This is a genomic window from Kitasatospora putterlickiae (genome assembly GCF_039527695.1).
GTDB classification, from domain to species: domain Bacteria; phylum Actinomycetota; class Actinomycetes; order Streptomycetales; family Streptomycetaceae; genus Kitasatospora; species Kitasatospora putterlickiae.
In genome coordinates this window covers 1-840 of record NZ_BAAAKJ010000475.1, presented here as the reverse complement: position 1 = coordinate 840, position 840 = coordinate 1, and the positions used below count along the sequence as shown (strand labels likewise).

The window sequence follows — 840 nt, the reverse complement described above, 5'->3', positions numbered from 1 at the left end:
GAGCGGCCGGTCGTCGGCGAGCAGCACCCGGGCGAGCGCGAGCCGCTGGCGCCGCCGACGCACCGTCAACTGGATCTCGTCCGCCGCCGAGCGCGCCGTCCGCATCAGCTCCGAGCGGATGAACCGCCGGTCGGTGATGTCCCCGCCGTCCGAGAGCACCCGGGCCGTGCGCGGCGCGTGCGACAGCAGCCCGAGCACCGGCAGCCCGAACTCCCGGGACACCTCGGCCCCCGAGTACGGCCCCTCGGCGACCAGCAGCAGCCCCAGCGCGTCCGAACCCGTGCCGGCCGTCGCGAGGTCCTCGGTGAGCGCGGTCAGCCGGGGCCGCACGGCGCTCAGCCCGCGCAGGGTGGTGCGCACGGTGGCGGCCACCACGTCGGCCCGGCGGGCCAGCACCGCGCTGGTACCGGTCGCGCCGGAGCGGCCGAGGTCGAGGATGACGTCGTAGCCCTGCGGCTCCAGCCCGCGCAGCACCTCCACCAGCGGCTCCCAGGTGTAGGCGAGTCCGGGGGCCTGGGTGGGGTCGGTGAGTCCGGGCAGCAACAGGCGTTCGGCGTTGCCCTCCGGCGAGATGTCGATCAACTGCTCCCAGAGGGCCTGGGCGAGCAGCCCGCGCCGGTCGGCCACGGCGAGGTTGCGCAGCCCGTAGACCGCCTCGACCCGGCCCTCCAGGGCGCCGGCCAGCACGGCGCCGCCGTCCGGGTCGCACTCGACGAGCAGGACGCGGCGGCCGGGCTGCAGCGGCCAGGCCAGCAGCAGCGCCAGCGCCGTCGTGGTCGCGCCGGGCGCCCCCGGAGCGCCGACCACCGCGATCACGGCCATGTCAGTTCCCACCCGCCC

1 protein-coding gene is annotated in these 840 nt (G+C 77.1%); it reads right to left on the bottom strand.

Annotated elements, in window-relative coordinates; all coding sequences use genetic code 11:
* On the bottom strand, positions 1–822 hold an 822-nt coding region (locus tag ABD308_RS37305; protein WP_344345068.1), incomplete at its 3' end, for a CpaE-like family protein.
* Between the last annotated feature and the right edge of the window lie 18 nt (positions 823–840).